Origin of the sequence: Geovibrio thiophilus, assembly GCF_004087915.1 — a bacterium.
In the GTDB taxonomy this organism is placed as follows: Bacteria; Chrysiogenota; Deferribacteres; order Deferribacterales; family Geovibrionaceae; genus Geovibrio; species Geovibrio thiophilus.
The window spans coordinates 2,522,791-2,543,148 of sequence record NZ_CP035108.1 but is presented as its reverse complement, the minus strand read 5'-3'; the positions used below and the strand labels follow the sequence as shown (position 1 = coordinate 2,543,148).

Genomic DNA, 20,358 nt, shown 5'->3' with positions numbered 1-20,358 from the left:
ATTTTAATCGGTAAGTCAGATATGCCAGCTTCGTCTACGTTATTACCTGTTGGCTCCGGCGTGCTTTTGGTTAATTTTTAATAATGCAAAGCAGTTAAAAATTTTTGAAGGGGTTTGGGGAAAGTTTTTTATAAAAAGTTTCCCCGAGACATAAACATGAGAAACCCTTTTTTAACGGAAAAAAAATGTTTCTCAAACTCTTCCCCAAAAACCGAATCTTTTAAATTTAAGTATTTAAAAACTCAAAAAAGGAAAAAATAAAAACAATGTCAGTTGAGCTTTTAAGCCCTGCGGGGAATTTTGAGAAGTTAAAGTATGCTGTCCGTTACGGTGCGGATGCTGTGTATCTTGCCGGAACGGGTTACGGTTTGCGCGCGAAGGCAGGCAACTTTGGTATGGACGACTTGGGTGAGGCTCTGAGCTTTCTGCACAGTCAGGGAAAGCGGGGTTATGTCACTGTCAATGCTTATCTCCGTAACGCAGAGTTTGACGGGCTGAGGGAGTATTTGTACAACCTTGAGTCTGTGAGACCGGATGCGATGATTGTTTCCGATCCGGGAGTGTTTAAGGTTATCAGAGATATGAAGCTTAAGACTCCAGTGCATATCAGCACACAGTCGAATGTGACTAATCTCGCCGCTGTGGATTTCTGGGCGGAGCTTGGCGCAGAGAGGGTTATTCTTGCCCGTGAGCTTTCCGCTGAGGAGATAGCCTATATCTGTAAAAATGCCAAGGCGGAGATCGAGGTCTTTGTGCATGGGGCTATGTGCATATCCATGTCCGGCAGGTGTCTGATAAGCAATTATATGACTGGCAGGGATGCCAACGCCGGAATGTGCACTCATCCGTGCAGGTGGAAGTATTCGCTTGTGGAGGAGACCAGACCCGGGGAATATTTCCCTGTGGTTGAAGACGAACGGGGCACATATTTTTATAACAGCAAGGATTTATGTCTCATAGAATATATCGGCGAGCTTGTGAAGTCCGGCGTGAAGAGCATCAAGATAGAAGGCAGGATGAAGAGCGTAATGTATGTGGCGCTGGTTACGGGCGCATACAGGCAGGCGCTGGACTGGGCTATGGCTGATCCTGACGGGTACGAGGCAAGGGAAGAGTGGATGCGGATGCTGAAAAGCGTCACCCACCGCAGCTACACTGCCGGCTTTTATAGAGGCGACATCGACAGCGGAAGCATGAATTACGCCAACGCTAATTATATACAGGGCAGCGAATTTCTCGGTTCAATCGAAAACGGGCAGATGATAGCTAAGAATAAATTCCATGCCGGTGAGGAACTGGAGTTTGTGACCCCTTTTCTGGAAGTTATGCCTTATAAGGTGACTGATTTGACCGATGAACAGGGAGCGCCGGTTGAGGCGACAAGACCTAATTACCGTTACAGCATGGAGCTGCCCGATGAACTGCCGGACGGGAGTATTCTGAGAAGATGGAAAGCATAAAGAAAGAATACGACAGACTTGTCGAAGAGATAAAACAGCACGACATCAATTATTATGTCAATGACGCTCCGGTGATCAGCGATTATGACTATGACCGGCTCTACAGAAGGCTTCTTGAGATGGAAACGGAACATCCTGAGCTTGTGCGGGATGATTCGCCCTCAAGGCGTGTGGGCGCTCCGCCTGTTGAGGGATTGGAAAGCATCCGCCACGAAGTGAGGATGATGAGTCTTAACAACACATACAGCGATGCGGAGCTGGACAGTTTTATAGCCACTGTTTACAAAGAAACGCTGGAAGAGCCGCCGTTTGTGGTGGAACCGAAGATAGACGGCGCCTCAGTGAGCCTTGTGTACGAAAAAGGCGGGCTGATAAGCGCCGCCACAAGGGGCGACGGCGCTGTGGGGGAGGATATTCTCCACAATGTCAGAACCATAAGGGCGGTTCCGCTGGTTACAGAGGAAACGCAGAGACTTGTCGTCCGTGGCGAGGTCTATATGCCCGTGGAATCGTTCAGTAAGCTGAACGAAAAACGGGAGGAGGAAGGACTTACTCTGTTTGCCAATCCCCGCAACTCCGCCGCGGGAAGCCTTAAACTTCTGGATTCCCGTGAGTGCGCAAAAAGAAACCTGAGCATGTTCGCCTTCGGTTTGGACAAGGGGCAGGGGGAAAGTCATTTTGCAGACCTCATGCGCCTGAAGCGGCTGGGCTTCCGTGTTAATGACATGGTTAAGCTCTGCAAAACGGCGGAAGAGGTTAAAGAACATGTGGCGTTTATCCGATCAAAAAGAGAAAGCCTCAGCTATGAGATAGACGGAGCCGTCATAAAAGTGGACAACTACCGCCTGCGTGACAGGTTGGGAATGACCATAAAAGCCCCGAAGTGGGCTATAGCGTATAAATATCCGGCTGAACAAGCCGTGACAAAGCTGCTTGACGTTGAGTTTCAGGTCGGACGCACGGGAACGGTGACTCCGGTCGCAATACTTGAGCCTGTGAAGGTTAGCGGCAGCACGGTTGCCAGAGCCACGCTCCACAATATGGACGAGGTGGAGAGACTGGGAATAAGAATCGGCGATTATGTGAGCCTTGAAAAGGGCGGGGACGTTATCCCCAAGGTTACTGGTGCTTTAGCCGAAAGACGAACAGGGGAGGAAAGGGCAGTCCCGCTTCCTGAAAACTGCCCTGTCTGTCATCATAAGCTTGTGCGGGAGGATGTGGCTTTCAGATGTGTCAACCCCGAATGCACGGGCACGGCAAGAGGTGCCTTGAGACACTTCACTGCCCGCAACGCCATGGATATACGGGGCTTCGGCGAATCCCTCATAGACAGGCTGATGGATCTGGGGATGCTGAAAACTCCTGCGGATATTTACACCATGGATTATAACTCTCTGAGAACTATGGAAGGTCTTGGGAATAAATCGGTGGATAACCTCACTGCCGCAGTGGAGGAGAGCAGGAGCAAGCCTTTTGAAAAGGTACTGTTTGCCGTAGGTCTCCCCTCCGTCGGCGTGCGCACGGCGGAGATATTAGCGCAGGAGTTCGGCAGTATAGACAGGCTGAAAACTGCAACCGAGGAAGAGCTCACGGCGGTTTACTCCATAGGCGCGCTTGTGGCGCAGGACATCACCGAAGCGTTGCGGCAGCCGAAATATATAAACCTTATCAATTCTCTGCGTGAAGCCGGACTCAGGTTCGAGGCGGAAAAGAAGGACGCAGGCGGAATATTTGAAGGACAGACATTCCTCATAACAGGAACTCTCAGCCGTCCGAGAGCTGATTTTGAAGAGCTTATAAAAAACTTGGGCGGAAAAATAGCAAGCGGAGTGAGTAAAAATCTGTCATATTTGATTGCCGGAGAAAAAGCCGGAAGCAAGCTGGAAAAGGCTGAAAAACTCGGTGTCAGAGTTCTGACAGAAGATGAGTTTATGAATATGGCAGAGCGGAGCTGATTTTGAAGCGTATTTACATACTGTCTGACGGAACCGGGCAGAGCGCCCTCAACATAATGAAGGCGGCACTTCTCCAGTTTGAGGATCCGCAGGTGAAGTTCACCATCTACTCAATGGTGGACAAACTTGACAAGCTGAAGGCTATTCTGGAGCATGCCAGAGTGGATCGGGGTTTTGTGGCTTTCACCACGGTTATCAGAGAGTTCAGAGACACTATCCATCAATTCTGCCATGAGCACGGCATACTGCATTACGATATTCTGGGACCTCCGATCGACAAGCTTGAGATATTTCTCGGCAGAAAGGCAACGGAGAGCCCGGGCGTCCTCCGTAAGGTGGATGAGAAATACTTCAAGCGTATTGATGCGGTGGAGTTCACCCTCAGTCATGACGACGGCAAAATTGTTGTCGGGCTGGACGAGGCGGATATAATCGTTCTCGGACTCTCCCGAACATCAAAGACTCCTACATCTTTTTTCCTTGCTCAGCAGGGATTCAAGGTGGTGAACATTCCCCTTGTACCGGAAGTGCCTATTCCTGAAGAGGTTTTCAAGGTTGATCCGAACAAGGTTGTCTGTCTCATTATGGATCCGGAAGTGCTCCAGAAGGTGCGCACGGCGAGGCTTAAGCACTATAAAACGCAGAGCAAGTACAATGATATGCGTAAAATCTTCGAGGAGGTTGAGTTCGTCTATGAGCTCATCCGCAAGAACAGAAGATGGCATATTGTTGATACTACAAATAAATCAATCGAAGAAACAGCAAGGGAGATAATCCACTCCGTTTTCGGGCGTGATATGGAGCTTTGAGGCGGATAAAGCGCGCACATTAGCACTTTATGCCCTAAAAAACTCTTGACACGGGATAAAGCAGTCTATAAAGTTTGGTGTACACAGCCTTCATGGCATGTCTCACCCTATTTAACTTAGCGGAAAATCACACAGGAAAATCCGGGTTATTAATTTACAAATCAAATTATTTCAACCTGAGTATTATGTATAAAATTATGAGGTGAATAAGTGAACCTGAACGATTTGAAGAAAAAATCGATCGAGGATCTTGTTGCCATTGCGAACTCAGTCGAGATAGAGAACTCAGCGAGCCTGCTTAAGCAGGAGCTCATATTCGAGATTCTCAAAGCCACGAGCGCAAGGAACGGACACATTTTCGGACAAGGGGTGCTTGAAATCCTGCCGGACGGCTTCGGCTTTCTCCGGTCAACGGATTACAACTACCTGCCGGGTCCTGACGATATATACGTTTCTCCCGCCCAGATAAGGAAATTCGGTCTTCGCAACGGTGACACAATAGCAGGGGAGATCAGACCCCCAAAGGACAACGAAAAATATTTCGCGCTGCTCAAGGTTGAGCAGGTCAACTTCGAGGAACCCTCCAGACAGAGGAACCTCTTTGAAAACCTCACACCGCTTTTCCCCGAGGAAAGGCTGGAACTTGAGGCCTTCCCTACCCATTACGACACGAGGATAATGAACCTCATCGCTCCGGTGGGTAAAGGACAGAGGGGTCTCATCGTTGCCCCCCCGAAAACGGGTAAAACGATGCTTCTTAAATCAATCGCAAACAGCATCACCAAAAATCACCCCGAAGTGTACATGATCATCCTTCTTATAGATGAACGTCCTGAAGAGGTTACGGACATGCAGCGCTCCGTTAACGCGGAAGTTGTCAGCTCTACCTTTGACGAACCGGCGTACAGACACGTGCAGGTTTCTGAAATGGTTCTCAATAAAGCGAAAAGGCTTGTTGAACACGGTCGTGACGTGTGTATCCTTCTGGACTCCATAACGAGGCTCGCAAGAGCTTACAACTCCATCGAGCCACCCAGCGGCAAGGTTCTTTCAGGCGGTGTGGATGCCAATGCGCTTCACAAGCCCAAAAGGTTCTTCGGCGCCGCAAGGAACATCGAGGAGGGCGGCAGCCTTACCATCATCGCCACAGCACTTGTGGATACCGGTTCCAGAATGGACGAGGTTATCTTTGAGGAGTTTAAAGGCACGGGCAACATGGAGCTTCATCTTGACAGGCGTCTCGTTGAGAAAAGAACCTTCCCCGCCATCGACATCAACAAGTCCGGTACAAGAAGGGAAGAACTCCTCCTCAGCGAAAACGAACTCAACAAGGTCTGGATTCTCCGCAGATTCCTCAGCAGCATGAACTCCGTGGACGCTATGGAATTCCTGTTGGATAAGATGAAGGGAACCAAAAACAATATTGGCTTCTTGGAATCGATGGGCAAATAAAGGGTGTGAGCCGCAGGATGTTCCAAAATCCTCCGGCGGACAGCTTTCAGAGGATTGTTCTTGAAAAGGGTTTGCGGTTGTGGTATAACCTCTTCCCTTGACCTGTAAATCAATGCGCCGTATTTTATATGGACAGCACTGACAAAGGAAAACATATGCAAACCCTGTGTGGTTTTTGCATTATAAACTATAAGAGTATGCGGTTTTTTTGTACGGTTTCAGGAAGAAACCGCGCCGTGCGCAGCGAAGCCGAACTTGTTTCGGCGCGAGCGTGTATGCAAAAACCGCAGGACGCAGGTTTTTGCATTATAAACTATAAGAGCATGCGGTTTTTTTTGTACGGTTTCAGGAAGAAACCGCGCCGTGCGCAGCGAAGCCGAACTTGTTTCGGTGCGAGCGTGTATGCAAAAACCGCAGGACGCAGGTTTTTGCATTATAAAATATAGAGGTACGTAAGATGAAAAAAGGTATCCACCCTGATTACAAAGAAGTGGTTTTCAAATGCGCATGCGGAAGCGAGATTAAAACAAAATCGACTGTTAATCCCGCTAAAGCAAATGTTGCTATCTGCTCCGAATGCCACCCCTTCTTCACAGGTAAACAGAAATTCCTCGATACGGCTGGTCGTGTTGAGAAATTCATGAAGAAATACGGCAAAACTCAGGGTTAATTTCACAGATGTGCGGGCAGAAAAACGGTTCTGCTGAATTACAGCCGGCGGAAATAAACGTCCGCCTGCTGAACTGCACCGCAGAAGGTGAACTTACGGCGGCAATGGCCGCCAAACTCTGTTATTCCGATGCAGGAATAGACGACCTCTTTGAAAAGGTCTCTGCCAGTGAGCAGAAAAAATTCATAGAGAAAATAGTCTCCATCGGGCATCACTCAGTCCTTGAGCATGTCTCGTTCACTTTCGGCATTGAAGGTGTATCCAGAGCTCTTACTCACCAGCTTGTCAGACACCGCATAGCAAGCTATTCCCAGAAATCCCAGAGATACGTTAAACACGGCGGAGGATTTGAATATATTCTTCCCGAAACAGTAGCGGCGGATCCGGAGGCTAAGCTTGAGTTTGAGCGCATTATGGGTGAGATAGCAAAGGCTTATGATCTCCTTGCATCAAAAGGCATCCCTGCTGAGGACGCGCGTTATGTGCTTCCGAATGCCTGCGAAACCAAAATTATAGTCACCATGAACGCCCGTGAGCTTATCCACTTTTTTCATATCCGCTGCTGTAACAGGGCGCAGTGGGAGATAAGGAAAATGGCGGAGCTTATGCTTATCGAATGCAATAAAATTGCGTCTTCAATATTCAAAGACTCCGGTCCCGGCTGCGTATCTGGCGCTTGCCCCGAGGGTGCCTTCACCTGCGGAAAGGCAAAAGAAGTCAGAGAGAAATACAGAACCCTCCTTTCAGAAAAAGAGCGTTAGCTTATCTTAGTTTTATCTTTAAGTATTATGAAAAGTGTATATATTTATCAAACGATAAAATTGGTTTGTTTTCCGGACACGTCAGTGTGTCTGAGGCAGAAAGAGCTTTACGCTTGTATGCGTCATTCTGAGCAAAGCGAAGAATCTCAATCGGAATGGATTCTTCACTCCGTTCAGAATGACAGGAAAAGGTATTGGATATATTAAATCAAGGAATGTTTAATGGCAAAATTTGACGTAGGCGGACAGGCGGTTATTGAGGGTGCTTAGGCACATGTATGTGTCCGCGGAGTGTGTACCGCAGTACGTACAACTCCATGGACGGAGTTGCGCCGCGCGAAGCGAAGCCTTGCTTTGCAAGGCGCGAGCGTGTGAGGAAACGGACAGGATGTACCGTTTCTGAGCTGTATAACTATAAGACAACTAAGGAATTGGAATGGCAAAATTTGACGTAGGCGGACAGGCGGTTATTGAGGGTGTAATGATGCGTGCCCCAAGCAGATTCGTAATCGCTGTCAGAAAACCGGACGATAACATAATCATCAAAAAACAGGACGTAAGTCTGGATAGGAACAAATGGCTGAAAAAACCTGTGCTCAGAGGACTTATTGCTCTTTATGACGCACTTGTTCTCGGCATAAAGGCGCTTAATTTCAGTGCCTATCACTCCTCAGGTGAAGGTGAGGAGCAGGTAAGCAAAGTCGGCATGTTTTTCAGCATGGCGGGCGGTCTCGGACTAGGGCTGCTTCTTTTTGTTTATCTCCCTCTGCTGCTTACAGATCTGAGCAGACACATTCTCCCCGCCGTTGAGACATCATCCCTGCTTTATAACGCCATTGACGGCGTTATCAGAGTGGTTTTTTTCGTGCTCTATGTGTGGATAATCTCATTTTTCAAGGATATACAGAGGGTTTTCCAATATCACGGCGCTGAACACAAAGTAATCTACACCTTTGAGGCGGGACAGGAGCTCACGGTGGAAAACGCCCGCAAAATGGGCAGACTTCACCCCAGATGCGGAACAAGCTTCATCATAATCGTCATGGCTGTGTGCATACTCTCTTTCTCGCTCATACCCAATGATTCGCACTTCCTGATCAAGCTCGGCGCAAGAATCGTGTTTATTCCCCTTATAGCGGGCATATCTTACGAAATACTGAAATTCAGCGGACGTCACTGCGGCAACCCGCTGCTGAAAATATTCATCACCCCCGGGCTCTGGGTACAGAAAATAACCACCAGAGAACCTGACGACAAACAGCTCGAAATCGCCATCATCTCTCTGAAAGCAGCCTTGGATCAGGAACTGCCTGAAGGTATAGAAGTAGTCTGACAGGCGCAGGAAGCGGCTGCGCCGTGCGAAGCGAAGCCTTGCTTTGCAAGGCGTGAGCGTGTGCATTAACAGGACAGGATGTTCCTGTTAATGCGGCAAGTCAGTTCAGGAACTGCCTGAAGGTATAGAAGTAGTCTGACAGGCGCAGGAAGCGGCTGCGCCGTGCGAAGCGAAGCCTTGCTTTGCAAGGCGCGAGCGTGTGCATTAACAGGACAGGATGTTCCTGTTAATGCGGCAAGTCAGTTCAGGAACTGCCTGAAGGTATAGAAGTAGTGTAAGATTTACTTTATATTATTTATAAGGGGAGACTTTTTCCGGAAAAAGCTTCCCCGGATCCTTAAAAAAACGTGATTGCACCGCAGGAAATAAGGTTTTTGGGAGAGAGTGTGAGAGAACACTTTTTTCCGTTAAAAAGGGTTCTCTCAATTTTAAGATACAAAATACGTTCAGGAATAAACAATGTTCGACAAACTGGAAGAAGTAGTCATCAGGTATGAAGACCTCACCCGCAAGGTAAATGATCCTTCAGCGGCGAAGGATCCCAAAGCCTTTCAGAAGCTTGCCAAGGAACACTCAGAGCTTAGGGGTGTTGTGGAAAAATATGAGGAGTACAAGGCTGTCAAGGTCTCTATAGCCGAGGCGAAAAGTATCCTTGAGACTTCTAATGATTCTGATCTGCGTGAGCTTGCGGAGATGGAGATAGAAGAGGGCAGGGAAAAACTGGAAACTTTGGGCGAAGAGCTTAAGCTTCTGCTTGTGAAGAAAGATCCTTATGATGATAAGAATATATACGTTGAAGTCCGTGCCGGTACTGGCGGTGATGAGGCTTCCCTTTTTTCCGCCGCACTTTACAGAATGTACACCCGTTACGCTGAAAACCAGCGCTGGAAGACTGAGATAATCGATTTCAACGAGACAGGCGTAGGCGGGTATAAAGAGATCGTGTTCATGGTGAAGGGCAAGGGTGCTTACAGCCGCCTGAAATACGAATCCGGCGGACACAGGGTTCAGCGTATTCCCGAAACTGAGTCCGGCGGGCGTATACACACATCCGCCTGTACTGTGGCGGTTCTGCCCGAAGCGGAGGATGTGGAGATAGATGTGAATCCCGCCGACATTAAGGTTGATGTCTACCGTGCCAGCGGCGCAGGCGGTCAGCACGTAAACACTACTGACTCAGCGGTGCGTATGACCCATATGCCCACTGGAATAGTTGTCACCTGTCAGGACGAAAGAAGCCAGATCAAAAACCGTGAGAAGGCGCTCAAACACCTTAAATCAAAAATACTTGAGATAGAGATCCGCAAGAAGGCTGACGAGCGTGCCGAAAGCAGAAAGCTTCAGGTGGGCTCCGGCGACAGAAGCGAAAGGATCAGAACATACAACTACCCCCAGAACAGGGTAACAGATCACCGCATCAACGTAACCTCATACAGCCTTGACCGCTTCATGGAAGGCGAAATGGACGACATCCTCGACGCTCTGTTCTCTTACGATCAGGCAGAGAGATTGAAGGAAGCCGGATTATAACAGTTCCATGGATGGAACTGCGCCGTGCGGAGCGAAGGCTTGCTTTGCAAGGCGCGAGCGTGTGGCAAAATCCGACAGGATGTGCGGATTTTGGCTGTAAGGACAGAGAGATTGAAGGAAGCCGGATTATAACAGTTCCATGGATGGAACTGCGCCGTGCGGAGCGAAGGCTTGCTTTGCAAGGCGCGAGCGTGTGGCAAAATCCGACAGGATGTGCGGATTTTGGCTGTAAGGACAGAGAGATTGAAGGAAGCCGGATTATAATTTTTCAATAACAAATTAAAAGATGCGGGAGAGCATATGCTCCCCCGCATCTTTTACAGTAAAACCACAGGATTAGTGATTCTTAAAAGTAGTATGCCGCGCCGATGCCCAACGTGCGCCCTTTGGACGGCATCCCTATGACAACTTTGTCACCGTCAACTGCGGATACGCCGTAATACCATCCGAACAGGTCATAACGCTCGTCAAGCAGATTATCTCCCCATGCGTAAAGCTCAAATCCGCCGTTCATTATCCCTATGCGGGCATCAAGCTTGTGGTATGAATCAAACTCGAAATTGTCCGCAGGATCGCCCGCACGGGAGCCGACGTATCTCTCTGTGAGTTTGGAGAAGAAAACAGGCTCCTTCATACCGAGGAAGGACGGCAGGCTGTGAAAATATGACACGGATAAAGTCCCGTTCCACTCGGGGGTATCGGGAACCTTATTTCCTTTTTCGGCGCCGGATGCGCTTCCTTCGGGTATGGATTTTATCTCTGTGTCGGTGTAGCCCGCACCTGCGTTAATAAGGAATCTGCCCAGTCTGGCGTAGCCTTCAAGCTCCACGCCTTTTGACACGGTATCAAAGTTTTCCACATCGCTGGCGTTGATTGTGTAGTTGTATACAAGAACGTGGTCGTCCTTGTTATCATTGTAGAATACAGCTCCGTTAAGACCGAATCTCCTGTCTGCGGATTCGTATTTAAAGCCCAGTTCATAGCTGTCAACTTCTGCTTCATCGTAATAACGGTCTTCCCTTGTTCCTGTGATGAAGCCAGTCGCCCACTCATTGAATCCCGCAGTTTTGTGCCCTCTGGCGTAAACACCGTAGATATTCACTGTTTTAGTAAGGGCGTAGCTGACTGCCGCGCGTCCGGTCATGTAGTCGTCATCTATTTCACCGCTGTCGGATGCTGTGCGAATCGGGTTGGGGTTAGACGGATTTGCTGCCCAGTCGGCGTCGTATTCCTTTTTCTCCCATGTGTATCTGAGACCGCCGGTAAGCTTTATTCTTTCCGTGACAGGATATGTCATTTCCCCGAAAACCGCCTGACTGCGTGTTTTGAAGTTCACATCCATTTCTGCGTTGAATGTGTAGGTCGGCTGAAATGTGCTCCAAGCGTCTGTATTTATCAGATCTCTGTCCATATAGTAGTAGCTGAGACCGGTAACCCAGAAGATACTGTCCTGAGGTTTTGATGAGAGACGGAATTCCTGTGTGAAAGCAGTGCTTTCGTTGATAACGGTTCTGCTGCCGTCTCCGGTCACGCCTCTTAATTTTCTGAACAGGACGCCGTCGTATATGAATTGTTTTTCGTTGGATTCCACGTCCGTATAACCTGTCACAGATGTGAAGACCGCGTTCGCGAACCTGTGCTGAACCTCAAGGGTGTATCTGTTTGTGTCCTTATCCGCATCGGAGGCGCCTTCGGGTATATCTACCTCCTGCTTATCGTCATAGGGCATAAGCACACGGAACTCGGGGCGGTTGTTGACTTCTTCATAACCTGCGATGAAGGTCACCTCAGTTTTGGATGAAGGTTCCCAAAGTAGTGTTCCGCGAACGCCCAGATCCTTGGGCTTGCTCACGGGTTCATCTGTCCGGTAATATTTCACCTGATTTTCATAGCCGGAATATCTTGCGGCGAGTCTTGCGCTGAGCTTTTCGGTGAGAGGACCGCTGACGGCGCCTTCTGTTAGGAACGTGTTGTCATCGCCGTATTCGCCGCGTACGTAACCTTCAAACTCCTTTGTGGGCTTTTTGCTGATGATATTGATGGCTCCCGACTGACTGTTGCGCCCCATGAGAGTTCCCTGCGGTCCCTTCAGCACCTCGACACGCTCAATGTCCATTGTGCTGAGTGTTGCTGTGCCCGCGTTGTTCGGAATGCCGTCTATGTTGATGATTACTGAGGTGTCATCGGGGCTGACCTGCTGGAGTGAACCGACGCCGCGCATGCGGACTATTCTGGTGTTTACCCCGCCGTATGTGCTTGTCTCAACGCCTACGGTCTGTTTGAGCATGTCCTCAAAGTTTTTAACTCCCCGATTTGTGAGCTCGTTACCGTCAATAACCGAAAGGCTGAAGGGAACATCCTTTGCGGATTCTTCCGCCTTTCTTGCCGTCACACTGACATTGTCAAGCTTGTAAATGTCAGCGCTGTTTTTGTTTTCTGCCGCATATGCCTGAACGGGCAGCATTACGGCCGCCGCAAGCAGTGTACCGAAAAACTTTTTTTTCATCATAAAACTATCTCTCCCTGAAAATGAATATTGTTAAGGCTTAACATTGAAGCTCAGCGTTGCTGAGTAATAAACGGATTTGACCTTGCCTTTCAGTTCCGCCAATTCGGGCATGCTTTCCACATCCTTTTTGACAACGGCACTGACAAGCCAGTTTCCGGCAGCGGGAAACCGGATTGCGGATTTTCCGTTGAGAATCATTGAATAAAGCTGGTAGCCGTCAGGCATTCCGAAAGTGTCGGAGAAAGCCGTGATGTACTCTGTGTCTGCTCCGGACTGCACTTTGCTTCCCATGAATGTTGTCTCAAATGAAACAAGCTCGCCTGCCCTGATGTTTGAGAGGTTTGTCAGCGGAGTTATTTCCAGAGGCATGCCGCCCGCTTCGGGCGACGGTTTTTCGCTGCCAATTGTAAAGTGGGATTTGGCAAAGGAGAGGAGCTGAATGGAATCCATGATCTTTTTGGCGTCCTTAACCTCATTCATCGGCTTGAACGCGAATTTGGGCTTGTCGTCTGCGTCCAGATATTTTGTTATGTATATCGGGGCGGACTGAGCGGAAACCGTATACACTCCCGCAGGAGTTTCCGCTGCTGCCGCAAACTTGGTCAGCGCTATGTCACCGGTCTCCAGTGTGGCTCCCCAAGGAGTTGTTTTGCGCTCCCTGCGGGCAGTATCAGGGACGGTGAGATCTGTTGTTTTACCGTCCGGACCTTTTATCCGGAGCTTCTGAACTGAGATGTTTCCGAAATCGCCGGAAAGAAGATCATCCGCCGGAAGCTTGTGACCGAAGCCGAGAAACATCAGCACATGACCGCTGCCGTGGGCGAATGATTCATAGGCATTGATCCAGAAGTAATGGGCGTATGCAGTGCCTGATGCCAGAAGAGTAAAAAGTGCGGTGATGACCGCAAGCCTTGTAAGTTTTTTCATTAAATATACCTCTCGAAAAAAGTTAGAGAAGTATAAAACGGAAGGTGGCTTACCGCTACCCGAGAAGGTATTCAAAATATACGAAAATTAAATTATGCTTTGTCTGGCGCTCGATATAAGCTTGGAGACCGACCTGCTGCGCTGCTCGGAAAGGAGCTTCCCCGGGGTCATGCCGTATTGCCTGCGGAAAAGCTCGATAAAATGGCTCACATTGGTGTAGCCAAGATCCCAAGCGATGTTGCTCACGCTGTAATCACCGCTTTCAAGCATGACCTTGGCTTTTTCCATCCGCTTATCGGTAATGAATCCGTTGACCGTTGTTCCGAAAACCTCTTTGAACCCGTTTTTAAGCTTAAAGAGATTAAGCCCTGCGGATTTTGCGAGGGATACCAGAGTTGGCGGATTTGAGAGATTTTCCGTTATCAGGCGCCCCGCGTTCAGTATCAGGTTTATATCTTCCGGCTGGAGGATATTTTTCTGTCTGAACTGCTTTTTGGTATTCAGGCTTTCCACGGTGAGCATTACCAGCTCATACAGTCTTGATATGTCAAGGTTTCTGTAAGAGAATCCCGAGGCTTTTGTGCTTATAAGCTCCTGAAGAATTTTCAGAATATCTTTCGTGATGTTCCCTTTGGTGAGGAAGATGCTATCTTTCGCTGTGCGGGTTATCTCCTGAAGAAAGCTTTCCGCCATGGGATGACCGAAAGAATGGTTTCTGACACGCAGGGGGACGATGAACATATTTACCGCTCTGTATCTCTTCCGGCTGTCGATTGCTGAGATTCCTGCGGCATAAGGCATATAGGCTATACTGCACTCCCCCTGCCGGAGCGTGTACTCGTAGGTCAGTCCGTTTTTGCTGATGGTAAACACGGAAGAACCCCCGAGGCAGAATATGATCCCAAGTGAGCTGTTCGCTGTCTGAAAGCCTGTTTTCAGTTCTTCACCGGATGGAACATCCATTGAGTAATATCCTATCTCGGGGGTGATAAGGTATTCCTTGGCATACTTAAGATAAGGTGAAGACATGGGACGCACTGCGCCATTGTCAGTATTTTTCACTGATTCATTAATTGAAACCGATATTTCGCTCAGCATTCCGCAATACCATTGTTTTAATATTCTAACTATCTTAGTGTTAATTTACAAAAGAGTCAATTTAATATATCGCTCACAGCATAGAATGCCGAACCTCTTGCCATTGAATGCCCTTTACGGTACACATGAGTTAACAGGCGGATGCGGAGTTTTTTTTATGATTACAGCAGCTTCTCTTCTGAAAGAGATAACAGGTATTATCCCTAACAGGGCTGATGCTCTTGATATACTTGCGTTTATAATGAATGCGGAATATGAGCGGGTTCCGCTTTTGATGTCCGAAAAAGTTGAGCGGGATGAAAGGGTAAGAGCGATCATCGAAAAGCTGAGGGACGGTGTTCCTCCTGCCTACATAACAAACCGCAGGCATTTTTACGGGCGTGAGTTCTATGTAAACGAAAATGTGCTCATTCCTAGATATGAGACCGAAATTCTCGTGGAAAAGGCTCTTGAGCTTGCTCCGAAGAGGAATCCCCGAGTTCTTGACCTGTGCACCGGTTCAGGCTGCATACTCCTTTCCGTACTCGCGGAGATGGAGGGGGCAACGGGTGTAGGTGTGGATATAAGCTTCGCCGCCTTAGAGGTCGCGAGGGAAAACCGCAGGCGACTCGGGCTTGAGAGCAGGGCGGAGTTTATTCAGGGGGATGTTCTCGGTGAATTAGGCATTCAGGGCGGGTTTGATATGGTGCTCTGCAATCCGCCGTACGTGACTGAACAGGAGTATGAAACGTTAGAAAAAAGCATTATGTATGAACCTTTTCAGGCTCTGGTGGCAGCGGATGAAGGGCTTGTGTTCTATAAAAAACTGATAGACATAGTCCCTGATTTGTGCAATAAAAACTGGGTGGCTCTGGCTGAAGTAGGCGCGGGTCAATTCAAAGCTCTCAACGGGATCTACAGCGGTTTTTCAGCAGGCTCTGAACAGAAATCATCGAAAATTTACGGTGGTTTTTCAGCAAGCTCTGAGCGGAACCCATCGAAAACATACGGTGGGTTTGAACACCGCTTTTATTGCGATCTGAGCGGGATAAAAAGGGTGCTTTTTTGGAAAAGCTGGTCATAAACGGGGGCAAGCCCCTCAACGGTAATGTGCGCATCGGCGGCGCTAAAAATGCCTGTCTCCCTATTCTTGCCGCTACAATTCTGGCGGAAGGTTCATACAAAATTTCAAATGTCCCCGATCTCAGAGATATAAGAACTATGCTCTCCCTCCTCGGAGAGGTAGGCGTCTCTGCTGAGAGAAAGGACGGCGGCATACAGCTTAACTGCTCAGACGACATGGAGAAGGTAATCGCTCCCTACGAGCTGGTGAAAACCATGAGGGCGAGTGTGCTTGCTCTGGGACCGCTCCTTGCCCGAAAGAAGAAGGCTAAAGTTTCCCTCCCCGGCGGATGCGCCATAGGCGAACGCCCTGTGGATCAGCATATAAAAGCTCTCAAACTCATGGGGGCGGACATAAACGTTGCCCACGGATATATCGAAGCCGAGTGTGAAAGGCTTAAGGGCGCTGAAATCACTTTTGATGTGGTAACTGTAACCGGAACGGAAAACATAATGATGGCTGCTGCTCTGGCGGAAGGCGAAACTGTGCTCTACAATGCCGCTCAGGAGCCTGAGGTCGTGGATCTTGCCCGCTTCCTCAAGAAAATGGGCGCAAAAATCGAAGGCGAAGGCTCCACGATCATACGCATCAAAGGCGTGGAGAAGCTCAACAGCAATGATTACATAGTAATGCCGGACAGGATAGAGGCGGGAACCTTCCTCTGCGCTGTTGCCTGCGCCGGAGGGAAAATTACTCTGGAAAACGCCCCGGTTTCCTCAATGACTGCTATAATAGACAAACTGGTACAGACCGGCTTAAACATAAAGGTGGTAAACGATTCCACCATCACGGCGGAAAAAAACGGAAGGCTTGAAGGAACTGATATTTCCACCCAGCCTTATCCGGGCTTCCCGACGGATATGCAGGCGCAGTTTATGTCTGTTATGGCTGCGTCCCAAGGAGTTTCCGTTATTACGGAAACAATCTTTGAAAACAGGTTTATGCACGTTTCCGAGCTTAAGCGCATGGGCGCCGACATCAGGCTGAAGGATAAATCCGCTGTTATCAGAGGCGCTGAGAACATTACGGGTGCGCCGGTGATGGCATCCGATCTCAGGGCGAGCGCAAGCCTCGTTATAGCTGCCCTCATGGCTGAGGGAACAAGCGAAATCCTCCGTGTTTACCATCTGGACAGGGGTTATGAGCGCTTCGACGAGAAGCTCTCGCTGCTGGGCGCGGATATTACAAGGACGGCGGAATGAATGAAAATATAATAACCGTTGCACTGCCCAAGGGCAGGCTGGCGGATGAAACCATTGAACTTTTCGTATCAAAAGGCATCACTCAGGAAGGTGTTGTTGATGAGGAGAGCAGAAAGCTTGTCTTCCTCGATGAGAAGCACGGCATGCGTTATATGCTTGTGCGGAACATGGATGTTCCCACCTATGTTGAGCACGGTGCGGCTGATTTGGGCATAGTCGGTCTTGACATTGTCAAAGAAACCGCCGCCGATGTGTACGAGTTCATGGATTTGGGTTTCGGCGCGTGCAGGCTCTGCGTGGCTGGAATCAAAGACGGCAACAGCAGGTACAGACATGATATGGTTGTCGCAACCAAATATCCGAAAATGACTAAGGACTTCTTTGCCAAGAAAGGTATTTTTGTTGAAACAATAAAACTTTACGGTTCCATTGAGCTTGCTCCCATAGTCGGTCTTTCTGATATGATAGTCGACCTTGTCTCCACGGGGCAGACACTCAGGAAAAACGGGCTTGAGGTTATTGAGACAATGCTTGAATCCACAGCGAGACTTATCGGGAATAAAAGCATGACCAGACTCAAACACGAGCGCGTTAAGGAAATAATTAAGCGGCTGGGCGGGATATGAACTTGAAAAAGCTATTTATTAATTTTTTTTTTAGTGCACTCATCATAACATTTGCGGCAAACTCCTATGCCGCAGTCATAGACCTTGTCAAAATAGAAGGGAACAGACGGGTTCCCTCCGAAACATTCCTGAGATACACGGTGAAAGCGGGCGAAGAGTTTGACATGAACAAAGTCAGCGCCTCCATAAAGGAGATCTTCACGACGGATCTCGTTGTGGATGTTCAGGTCGACATGCGTGTTGACGACGACAAGCTCACCCTTGTGTATGTGGTTAAGGAAAAGCCCTATGTGAACAAGGTTTACTTGGAAGGGAACATCAATGTAAGGGAAAACTACATAACGGAAGACATGATCCCCATGGAAGGTCAGATCCTTGACAGGGCGAAGGTTGAGGAGAACATCAATAAAATTATCGGCGTTTACCACGATGAAAAGTATTACTCAGTTGCGGTGAAGGCTGATATTGAGGACAGAAGTGATAACTCTGTGGATGTGTTCTTCCGCATTGAGGAAGGACCCGAAGCTAGGATCTACGATATAGTATTCGCAGGAAACAAGTTCTATACAGACAAAGAACTGATGAAAATGCTCTCCACAAAGGAGAAGGGTTTCTTCTCATGGCTTACCGGAAGCGGCAAGCTGAAACAGGAACTCATTGAGATTGATGTCGAGAAAATCCGCGGCGAATACATGAAGAAAGGCTTTATTCAAGTGCGTGTGGGTGAGCCTGAGGTGCAGATCAGTGAAGGCAAAAAGAAACGCATCACACTTACCTTCCGTGTTGAGGAAGGGGACAGATTTAAGATAGACAGCATCGCCTTTGAAGGCAACAGACACCGCACAGATAAAGAGCTTGAGTCTGTAACGGTTCTTAAATCAGGCGACTGGTTCAATGTTGAGGAATTTCAAAACGACATCAAACGCCTCACTGACCGTTTCACTGAAATCGGATATGCGTTTGCCAACGTTGAGCCGCTGACAAAAGAGAACAAAGACGAGAAGACTGTTACCGTCACATACAGGGTTGAGGAGAATGTTCTAGTTAAGATCAGCCGCATAAACATCAGAGGCAACGCCGATACCAAGGACAGAGTCATCAGACGCGAGATGGACATTGCCGAAGGCGATATTTATGACAGCCGCAGAATCAACAGCTCCAAGAAAAACATAGAATTTACTGACTACTTTGAGGAGGTTCGTCTTGATGAAAAAAGAGTGGACGACTCATCCGTGGATCTCAATGTCAGTGTGAAGGACAAGCGAACAGGCTTTTTCAGCGTGGGCATGGGCTATTCGTCCGTGGATGAACTGATGTTCATGCTTCGCCTTCAAAAGAAAAACCTCCTCGGCTCAGGCTATACAACAGATTTTAAAGCGGAATTCGCCAGTAAAAGAACGGACTACACCATATCTCTTACGGATCCGTGGTTTCTTGATAAACCGATCACTCTCGGTGTGGACTTCTATAAGCTGAAAAGAAGCTACTACGAATATGACAAATACAATGACGGTGTGGCTCTCAGGCTCGGACACCCTGTTGTCGGACGCAAGCTGTACGCCACATATAAGCTCGCCTATGAAAAAGAGAAGATCTCGGATATTGACGACAACGCTTCGCAGTATATCTGGGATCAGGAAGGCGAATACACCACAGTGAGCTTTACCCCGATCCTCAACTACAGGACAACAAACCACCCTGTGGATCCCACATCGGGTAATATTTCCAGGATTTATTACAAATACGCCGGCGGTCCCCTCGGCGGTGATAACGACTATTATAAAACCGGAGTGGAAACCTCAGAGTTTATACCTCTTTGGTGGAAATTCGTGGGTATGCTGCATCTTGAGGGCGGCTATCTGGATTCCACTGGTGAGGGGAAACTCCCTGTTGATGAACGTTTCAGGCTCGGCGGGATCTACAGTGTGAGAGGCTATAAATACGGTTACATCTCCCCCAAGGATGAAGACGGTTACGACTACGGCGGGAACAAGATGTTCCTGTTTAATGCGGAACTGGTCTTCCCCATCGCTGCGGATCAGGGCTTCAAAGGCGCTTTCTTCTATGACGCCGGACAGGTTAACGACACGGACGAAGACTATCTTGACGGAAAATTTTATCAGGGTGTGGGCGTCGGCTTCCGCTGGTACAGCCCCATAGGACCAATAAGAATAGAATACGGCATTCCTCTTGACCGTGATGACAACAAAAAAAGCGGCAGATGGGAATTTTCAATGGGCGGTATGTTCTGATATGACAATCACAAATCCCCGTCCGTGGGGATTTGTGATACACGCTCGCGGTTTGCGGAGCAAACCTTCGCTCCGCACGGCGCAGTTCCCTCCGTGGAACTGTGAGGGGATCGACTGCCTTTCGTTCCTCACGGCAATACTCCCTCAGTGGAGTTGTTAGGATGAGTGCTCCCTCTTTTTGTCAAGGAGAGCTGGGGAGGATTTGAAAGGTACTGTATCTGTGGTCGCAGATTGCTTCGCCGGCACTTGCAATGACGATGAGACGTCGCTGCGGCGGTGTGAAGCGACGATGCAGTCTCAAAAGATTTGAGATTCTTTGGTTCTGCCTCAGAATGACGGAAAAGAAAGGTAATAGGGTAGAAAACAAGATATATACATTTCCACGGATGGGAATGCGCCGTGCGCAGCGAAGCCGAATGAAATTCGGCGCGAGCGTGTATCACAAATTGTCAGCAGGCTTGGTTCAGAAACCGCCGGAACTGACCAGCGGTTTTCCATGGAAGGAAAATTTGTGATTATAAATTAAAGAAGCAAAGGCATAGAAAATATATACATTTCCACGGATGGGAATGCGCCGTGCGCAGCGAAGCCGAATGAAATTCGGCGCGAGCGTGTATCACAAATTTCCATGGATGGAAAATTTGTGATTATAAATTAAAGAAGCAAAGGCAT

15 protein-coding genes are annotated in these 20,358 nt (G+C 48.6%); 12 read left to right on the top strand and 3 right to left on the bottom strand.

The window, feature by feature from the left end; all coding sequences use genetic code 11:
- The first annotated feature begins 266 nt into the window (after window positions 1–266).
- From EP073_RS11735 to prfA, 8 genes are all read left to right on the top strand, one after another.
- Window positions 267–1,460, top strand: coding sequence for a peptidase U32 family protein (locus EP073_RS11735; protein ID WP_128467341.1), 1,194 nt, complete (start codon window positions 267–269; stop codon window positions 1,458–1,460).
- Window positions 1,448–3,415: an NAD-dependent DNA ligase LigA gene (ligA, locus tag EP073_RS11730; protein ID WP_128467340.1), complete on the top strand. Its 1,968-nt coding sequence runs from the start codon at window positions 1,448–1,450 to the stop codon at window positions 3,413–3,415. Before EP073_RS11735 ends, ligA begins: the two co-directional genes overlap by 13 nt.
- A 2-nt stretch (window positions 3,416–3,417) precedes the next feature.
- The gene (locus EP073_RS11725) at window positions 3,418–4,224 is read left to right on the top strand and encodes a pyruvate, water dikinase regulatory protein (RefSeq protein WP_241653998.1); all 807 of its coding nucleotides are present in this window, start codon (window positions 3,418–3,420) and stop codon (window positions 4,222–4,224) included.
- Window positions 4,225–4,434: 210 nt separating this feature from the next.
- Complete coding sequence (gene rho, locus EP073_RS11720) at window positions 4,435–5,676, top strand: transcription termination factor Rho (RefSeq protein ID WP_128467336.1); 1,242 nt, start codon at window positions 4,435–4,437, stop codon at window positions 5,674–5,676.
- Between the two features lie 457 nt (window positions 5,677–6,133).
- On the top strand, window positions 6,134–6,346 hold the full coding sequence (gene rpmE, locus EP073_RS11715; RefSeq protein ID WP_128467335.1) for a 50S ribosomal protein L31: 213 nt from the start codon (window positions 6,134–6,136) through the stop codon (window positions 6,344–6,346).
- Window positions 6,347–6,399: 53 nt separating this feature from the next.
- Window positions 6,400–7,107: an FAD-dependent thymidylate synthase gene (gene thyX, locus EP073_RS11710; protein ID WP_430654684.1), complete on the top strand. Its 708-nt coding sequence runs from the start codon at window positions 6,400–6,402 to the stop codon at window positions 7,105–7,107.
- 436 nt (window positions 7,108–7,543) lie between these two features.
- A complete protein-coding gene (locus EP073_RS11705; RefSeq protein ID WP_128467333.1) occupies window positions 7,544–8,440 on the top strand; it encodes a DUF1385 domain-containing protein in 897 nt (298 codons plus the stop codon).
- A 459-nt stretch (window positions 8,441–8,899) separates the two neighbouring features.
- Window positions 8,900–9,970 carry a peptide chain release factor 1 gene (gene prfA, locus EP073_RS11700; protein WP_128467331.1) on the top strand — a complete coding sequence of 357 codons (1,071 nt, stop codon included), beginning with the start codon at window positions 8,900–8,902 and terminating at the stop codon, window positions 9,968–9,970.
- Between the two features lie 346 nt (window positions 9,971–10,316).
- On the opposite strand, the gene EP073_RS11695 is transcribed toward prfA, so the two are convergent.
- The 3 genes from EP073_RS11695 to EP073_RS11685 all read right to left on the bottom strand — a co-directional run bounded on the left by EP073_RS11695 (window position 10,317) and on the right by EP073_RS11685 (window position 14,504).
- Window positions 10,317–12,479: a TonB-dependent receptor gene (locus EP073_RS11695; protein WP_128467329.1), complete on the bottom strand. Its 2,163-nt coding sequence runs from the start codon at window positions 12,477–12,479 to the stop codon at window positions 10,317–10,319.
- A 30-nt stretch (window positions 12,480–12,509) separates the two neighbouring features.
- On the bottom strand, window positions 12,510–13,406 hold the full coding sequence (locus tag EP073_RS11690; protein ID WP_128467323.1) for a DUF4198 domain-containing protein: 897 nt from the start codon (window positions 13,404–13,406) through the stop codon (window positions 12,510–12,512).
- A gap of 87 nt (window positions 13,407–13,493) precedes the next feature.
- On the bottom strand, window positions 13,494–14,504 hold the full coding sequence (locus EP073_RS11685; RefSeq protein WP_128467322.1) for a helix-turn-helix domain-containing protein: 1,011 nt from the start codon (window positions 14,502–14,504) through the stop codon (window positions 13,494–13,496).
- 157 nt (window positions 14,505–14,661) lie between these two features.
- On the opposite strand from EP073_RS11685, the gene prmC reads away from it, so the two are divergent.
- From prmC to bamA, 4 genes are read left to right on the top strand one after another with little or no spacing between them, the layout of a single operon-like run.
- On the top strand, window positions 14,662–15,567 hold the full coding sequence (gene prmC, locus EP073_RS11680) for a peptide chain release factor N(5)-glutamine methyltransferase (protein WP_164885364.1): 906 nt from the start codon (window positions 14,662–14,664) through the stop codon (window positions 15,565–15,567).
- Window positions 15,549–16,808, top strand: a complete 1,260-nt coding sequence (gene murA / locus EP073_RS11675) for a UDP-N-acetylglucosamine 1-carboxyvinyltransferase (protein WP_128467320.1) — start codon at window positions 15,549–15,551, stop codon at window positions 16,806–16,808. Before prmC ends, murA begins: the two co-directional genes overlap by 19 nt.
- Window positions 16,805–17,434: an ATP phosphoribosyltransferase gene (gene hisG, locus EP073_RS11670; protein ID WP_128467319.1), complete on the top strand. Its 630-nt coding sequence runs from the start codon at window positions 16,805–16,807 to the stop codon at window positions 17,432–17,434. The genes murA and hisG overlap by 4 nt, the downstream gene beginning before the upstream one ends.
- A 2-nt stretch (window positions 17,435–17,436) precedes the next feature.
- Window positions 17,437–19,686: an outer membrane protein assembly factor BamA gene (gene bamA, locus EP073_RS11665; RefSeq protein ID WP_241653997.1), complete on the top strand. Its 2,250-nt coding sequence runs from the start codon at window positions 17,437–17,439 to the stop codon at window positions 19,684–19,686.
- Window positions 19,687–20,358: the final 672 nt, after the last annotated feature.